Source organism: Phormidium pseudopriestleyi FRX01, assembly GCF_017313335.1.
Classification (GTDB): Bacteria; Cyanobacteriota; Cyanobacteriia; order Cyanobacteriales; family Laspinemataceae; genus Laspinema; species Laspinema pseudopriestleyi.
Genome location: NZ_JAFLQW010000517.1, coordinates 1 through 6004, shown reverse-complemented (window position 1 = coordinate 6004; position 6004 = coordinate 1). Strand labels below are relative to the sequence as shown.

Annotated in this window: 2 protein-coding genes; both read right to left on the bottom strand. The window is 45.5% G+C overall.

Annotated elements, in window-relative coordinates; genetic code table 11:
* A complete protein-coding gene (locus J0895_RS19690) occupies window positions 1–492 on the bottom strand; it encodes a PspA/IM30 family protein (protein ID WP_207089705.1) in 492 nt (163 codons plus the stop codon).
* A 166-nt stretch (window positions 493–658) separates the two neighbouring features.
* On the bottom strand, window positions 659–5746 hold the full coding sequence (locus J0895_RS19685) for a PAS domain S-box protein (protein ID WP_207089704.1): 5088 nt from the start codon (window positions 5744–5746) through the stop codon (window positions 659–661).
* Between the last annotated feature and the right edge of the window lie 258 nt (window positions 5747–6004).

Genomic DNA, 6004 nt, shown 5'->3' with positions numbered 1-6004 from the left:
TTACCGTCGATGCAGGCGCGATCGCAACCGTTCTAATTCGGCATCAATTTCTGCAAAATCTAGGTCCGGCATGGCTTCTAAATCTTGTTCTAGGTTAGCGGAAGCGAGACTGGCTTTAAACATATCTCGTTCCGATTCTAAGGCAGCGAGTTGCTGTTCGAGGAGAGTCACGGTGGGAATTAATTCATCCAATCGTTGTTTGAGTTCATCTGCCTGTTTACTATAGCTTTGTTTGCGGGTTAAGAGTTCCCGGGCGAGGGGTTCATTTTGCTGTTGTAAGGCGAGTTTAGCGGATTCGACTAATTCATTAGTTTGCTGTTGTGCATTCTGATAGTCGCGCCAGAGGAGTTCTTGACTGGATACGGCATTCTGAACGCTTTGCTTGAATTCTTTCAAAGTTTGTTCAAGTTCACGTTGGTAGTCTTTGCGTTGATGTTTCCAATCGGTGATATTGGAACGAATCAGCCGATTAATGCGATCGCCTAATGCCATAGTCTCATCTCCTCCTGTGGGCTGACGGGGAAAGGTTTTCTTTATTGTAACTTTTACAAAGTCATCTTGTGATACCAAATTGAGGTATCACAAGTTGTTTTTATAGAGTAGCCTGCGGAGGCAGGCTTCGTCCGTATAGCCCCACCCTTTAGGGTGCGGGATGATTCTAAACCGATGTTTTCTGACAAAAGTGTTCGTCAAAAAACCCTTTGACTTGTTCTAAAATAGTCGGCAATTGATTAGCCAGTTCAGCCGTACCTTCTAAGATTTGTTGACGGGCTAAACTTTCCAATTGAGCGGCGATCGCAGACATAGAAGATACCCCAACATTACTAGCAGCACTTTTAATCCGATGAGCGCAATGTTCAACCCGGGCTAAATCTTGGTTGGATAATGCCTGAGTAATCGCCTCAATATCCTCGGGAATTTTATCGATAAATACTCGTAAAAGTCGCTGCTGTAAAGACAAATTTCCTCTGGTTACTTTCAGCAAACGGTCCATATTGACCGGGCATTCTGGAACAGAAATGGGCAAGGGGGATGAGGTGTTCAGGGTCAGGAGGCTACAGGGTATTGCTGTGGGTTCAATGCGAGGAATTTTGACAGGGGAGGGGATTTGTAGACAGTTATCCAGTCCCGGTTTTTTATCAATCCAGCGGCGGATGGCAGCCGCTAAATCTTCTCGTTCGATGGGTTTACTCAGATAATCATCCATCCCGGCATTGAGACATTTTTGGCGATCGCCTCGCATGGCATTGGCGGTGAGTGCAATCACGATAGTATGTCGTTGTGCTTCCTCCCGACGGCGCAACTCTTTTGTAGCAGCATACCCATCCATGACTGGCATTTGACAATCCATCAAAACCAAATCGTAGGTTTTTTGAGTGATAGATTCTAACGCTTCTATGCCATTAGCGACACAATCCGGTTGATACCCTAACATTTCTAACTGACTTAAAATCACCGTTTGGTTAATCAAGTTATCTTCAGCCACTAAAATATTAATCGCATAAGCTGGAGTGATTTGTGAGTGCAGGGGTCCGAGGGGAGAGGATTTAGGGGATGGACCATTGACTACATTAATCAGGGTATCAAACAATCGCGAAGCCCGGACGGGTTTGAAGAAATAACTAGCGATGCCTTTAGATAACAGAGATTCGGCAATGTCTCGTTGACTTTGATTCGTCATTAAAACAACCTTGGTTTCGGGAAACAGGCGATCGTCAAATTGATCGCTGTCGTAATGCAGAGTTTTTAATAACTCTAATCCCTCTTGTGAAGGCAGTTGTAAATCCAGTAGCAACACATCATAGGGTTGATTGAGTATCAGGGTTTGTTGCAAAGCATTCCAAGCTTCTGTGGCATTAGCTGCATCATCAGTATGCATTCCCCAGGCTTGGGTTAACTCACGGACGGACTGACGAATTCGGGGATTATCATCAACTACTAACACCCGTAAACTGTGGAGTTTACAGTGATGACTAACCTCTATAGGAGTGGAATGTAGTTGTTTTTTAAACTCAGCGGTAAACCAAAAGGTAGAACCTTCACCGATTTTACTGTCAACCCCAATTTTTCCTCCCATCATTTCTATAAGCTGCTTGCAAATTGCCAAGCCTAATCCGGTGCCTCCATACTGACGCTTGGTCGAAGCATCCACTTGGGAAAAGGATTGAAAGAGTTTATTTTGCCCTTCGGGAGAAATGCCAATCCCTGTATCTTTGACACTCAGGCGAATGCAAGCGGTTTCTTCCGTTTCTGCGATCGCCGAGGCTTGAATAATAATTTCCCCGACTTCCGTAAATTTAATGGCATTGCCAACTAGATTTAGTAAAATTTGGCCGAGTCTGACCGGATCACTCTGCAAATTTTGGGTTAATTTCGGGTCAAATAAAAAACTTAATTCTAACCCTTTGGCTTCGGCTTGGGCACCTAGTAAATCTAAAACTTGTTCGACACTTTCGTCTAGATTAAAATCAAATTGTTCTAAGTGCATTTCTCCGGCTTCTAGCTTGGAGAAGTCGAGAATATCATTAATAATGCTGAGTAAATGTTGGGCGCTGGCTCGAATTGTTTTGGCATAGTCGTATTGTTGGGTACTGAGTGGGGTTTCTAACAGCAAGCCAGCCATGCCTAATACACCATTCATGGGGGTCCGAATTTCATGGCTCATATTGGCGAGAAATTGAGATTTAAAGCGGGCGGATTCTAAGGCTGCTTCTCGGGCTTTTACTAATTCATCAATGCAATCGATCGCAATGGCAATTCCGCCAATTTCATCTTCAGCTAGATACCAGGGAGAAATGGTCCAACGAATGTAGGTAGAAGACCCATCTAATTTCTGCCAAAGGTCTTCAGTGACGGAAACAATTTCACCTTGCAAAGCGCGCTGGTGAGCTTGTCGCCAGCGTTCGGGAATATCCGATGAGACTTGATAGTAATTCCGACCGATTAAGGAGGGTTGAGTGGGGTTGTTGCTGTCCGGGTTTGGAACTCGCCCAAAACAGTCTAATCCATGATAGGTTAACCATTGGCTGGAATGGGCGAGATAGCACATTTGGGTGTCAAACATGGAGATCGCCACAGGTGCACAGTTAACAATCTGTTGTAACTGCTGCCGTTCTCGTTCGATCGCCGTTTCCATTTGCTTGCGATCGCTAATGTCACGCCACACCACAGCAAATCCATCCCCAAGTTTCGTAGCGCGGATATCAAATGCTTCACGGACAGGCGGACGATTTTTCATCCCGTTGAGGTCCGGATTCCTCTCGGTTTCATACAAAATTAATTCTTCAGTTAACGGTTCTCCCGTTTGGACAACTTGAGCATATTTACTAAACAAAACACTGGTTTGTCGGTCTGGAATCACTTGGCAAAAGGAACAGTTATCTTCTAATGAATGAGAGTTACAATCACACTGTTGCCTCGCTGCAGCATTGACATATTCGCGACGAAAGTCAACAATTTCACCCCTTTTATTTCGGCAGGCGGAATAAATGCCAAAACAGTCCAACATATTCTCAATCGAGGTTCTAAACCGTTCTTCACTTTGTAACAATTCTTGCTCAAGCTGTTTGAGATCCGTAATATCAATGGCAACGCCATCCCAAAGAATATCTCCATTCGCTTGGGGTTCGGGACGGGATTCCCCTTGCAGCCATGTAATTTTTCCCGAGGGAGTAATCACCCGAAATTTGAGCTTCCAGGGTTGTAGAGTTTGAGCCGATCGCGCAATGGACTCGTTAAAATTGGGCCAGTCCGAGGGATGAATCAAAGACACCATTAATTGGACATTTTGTTCGATTTCTTCGGGCTCTAATTCTAAAATATCCCGGCAACCAGAACTCACGTATGGAAAAGAAATCGTGCCATCCTTGGTAATGCGATATTGATAAATTACCCCGGGTAAATTATCCGCTAGGCGTTGGAAGCGATTCTGAAGTTCGCTGACTCGGCGGGTTTCTTGCTGGAGTGCATCTTCCACCGACTTGCGATCGCTAATATCCCGTCCAACACAATAAATCGATTGTTCTTCGGGAACTGGAACGGCGGACCAAGAAATCCATTTATAAGACCCATCCTTGGCGCGGTAGCGATTTTCCAAGGCGATCGCCTCTTTTGAAGCCAGCATTTGCTGGGTTTTTTCCTCAGAGAATTCCCGATCATCAGGATGAACCCAATCCAGGCAAAACTGACTAGAACACTCTTGGAGGCTATAACCCAAAATATCAGTCATCGCCGGGTTAACCCGCTTAAAGTAGCCCTCAAAGGAGATAATCGTCATCAAATCAGCGGACACTTTAAAAAATTGTTCCAATTCCGCTTGTGCCTTTTGCCGTGCCATAATTTCGCTTTGCAGTTGTCGGTTAGCGCGGGTGAGTTCGGCAGTGCGCTGGGCAACTAAATTCTCAAGCTGTTCTTGATATTTTCGCAAAGCGGCTTCGGCCCGTTTGCGATCGGTAATGTCGAGGACGATCGCTTGCATTCGGCCATCAGGAAGCATTTTTGCACTCAATTCCACCGACAGTAAGGTATTATTTTTCCGCCGCAACCAATGTTCACTTCTACAGGTTTTTCCCAACCTTAGCCCTGGCAATTGGGTTGAGAATATCTCCAGTTCAGGTTGGCAGGTAATGGCCTTAAAATTAAGTTGTAAAAGTTCTTCTCGGGAATAGCCTAACATCTCACAGGCCCGGGGATTTACATTCAGATAATTTCCCTGTTCATCGATAATGAAAATGCCTTCAGAGGCTTGTTCCATTAACTGACGGTAATCGGTTTCTTGGTGATGAAGTTCGGCTTCTAACTGTAGTCGTGCCGTGATATTCGTATAGATGCCAATAAATCCAACGATTTGATTCTGTTCGTCCACGATCGCATCGGCGCGGACTGCAATTTGTAAACACTCACCCTCTTTCGGCCTCATTTCCACTTCCCCTTGCCAGGAACCGCCTGCAGAGACTGTCTCGAAGACTTGGCGACTCAGGGTAGGGTCTTGATACAGTATCCAGGGACCTCCGGCCCTATTCGTTTCGTCCCGGGTATAGCCCAATAGCTGAGTGCAGGCGGAATTTTGATAAATCCGATGTCCGGTCAAATCCGAGATGGCGATCGCATCCCCGGCACTATCTACAGCTTTGCGAATCCTCAGCAGTTCTGACTCATATCCTTTTTGCGCCGTGATATCTCGACCTTCGGCAATCAGTTGGGTCACCAGTCCCCCGTCATCCAACAGGGGGCGAATGGAAAAATCCAGGGTTCGCAAGGGACAACCGGACCCCCCGATTTCCGTTTCATACCGCAGGGATTTCCCCGATGCAGCAGAGGCGATCGCCTCAGTCAGTCGGTCTTGACTCGGCTGATTCCCACTCCACCAGGGAGTTTGCCAAAAGGGGACCCCGACGACCTGCCCTAATTGCAACTCCCCCCACTCTAGGGCAGTTTGATTCGCATCTAAAATCATCCCTTCGGGATTTAACACCGCCATAAACTGAAAGCTGGAGTTGAAAATTTCCCGAAACCGAGGGGTTTGATGTTTTGCTAATCTCGGGGCAGAAAGATGGCGATCGCTGCGAATTAAATAGAGAAAAATTAAAAAAATTAAGCATTCAGCAAAGGCGAGGGCCGTTAGTATAGCTGGGCTTCCCAAAGCCTCATCTATAACATGGAGTTTGAGCCAGTTTAAATTCAATAGGTATGCATACCTATTGAAAATGTTCGGTTCAAAGGCAATAATTTGCTTTAAAAACTCCATAACCGATTCTTATCCCCATCCGTTAACTGATTCTTGAACATTCAATCTAATAATCTAATAGTTTTGCTTAAAATCCTCTAAATTTAATGATTTTTTTATATTCTTGCCAATTCTTCCGGTTAAAAGTTGAAAAACACAAGAGAAACACGGTAGGGCTGGTAGCCTCGCGCTCTAAAGATGCTATGTGGAAAGCCCACACGAGCGGTTTTAACCGCCTACACTGTAGTCCAACCATGATGAGGGTCGTTAATGTAGCGC

Coding starts and splice junctions, on each gene's coding strand:
- J0895_RS19690 (WP_207089705.1), bottom strand. CDS start 492: ATGGCATTAGGCGATCGCATTAATCGGCTGATTCGTTCCAATATCACC.
- J0895_RS19685 (WP_207089704.1), bottom strand. CDS start 5,746: ATGGAGTTTTTAAAGCAAATTATTGCCTTTGAACCGAACATTTTCAAT.